We start from the raw sequence: 517 nt of genomic DNA on the forward strand, positions 1-517 counted from the left end.
ACATAGTATTGCAAATATTGTATCTAACGCATATTATCTTTACACAAGGGCATACCCTTATACATTTACTGAATTAGAATCTTTACATTGTGAAACAAATTTAAAAAAGGAGAAAATTTGAGCGAATATTTAACTTCTAGTAATTTTACGCCTTTATTTTCTTTAAAAGATAAAAACGCTTATATTACTAGCTTGGTTCATTGTAGTGCTTTGTTTATTTGCTTTTGTGTTTTTATGTATATTGGTAATTTTTCTATGAAGGTTTCTAGTATTAATTTATTTATTATTGCTGCATATTTTGATGAGAGATATTTGCATTATAAGTTTAAAAAACCTAATATTTTATATTTTCATAAGGATTTTATACATTTTGTTAATCATAGTTGTAGGCAAAGAGATGAGCTTAATGAAGAAGAAAAAACAATATATTTAAAAAATGCTAAAATCTATAAAACCTGCCTTAATATTCAAAGCAAACAACAATTATATAAATTAAATAATTTTTTAAGTATATTTT

The 517-nt window shown here is 22.8% G+C and carries 1 protein-coding gene; it reads left to right on the forward strand.

Annotation, left to right across the window (positions count from 1 at the left end; translation table 11 throughout):
• Positions 1-117: 117 nt before the first annotated feature.
• A partial coding sequence (locus KJQ99_RS09575) for a hypothetical protein (RefSeq protein ID WP_214150694.1) occupies positions 118-517 on the forward strand: 400 nt, incomplete at its 3' end.

This window comes from Campylobacter sp. 2018MI13 (genome assembly GCF_018501135.1).
Classification (GTDB): Bacteria; Campylobacterota; Campylobacteria; order Campylobacterales; family Campylobacteraceae; genus Campylobacter_E.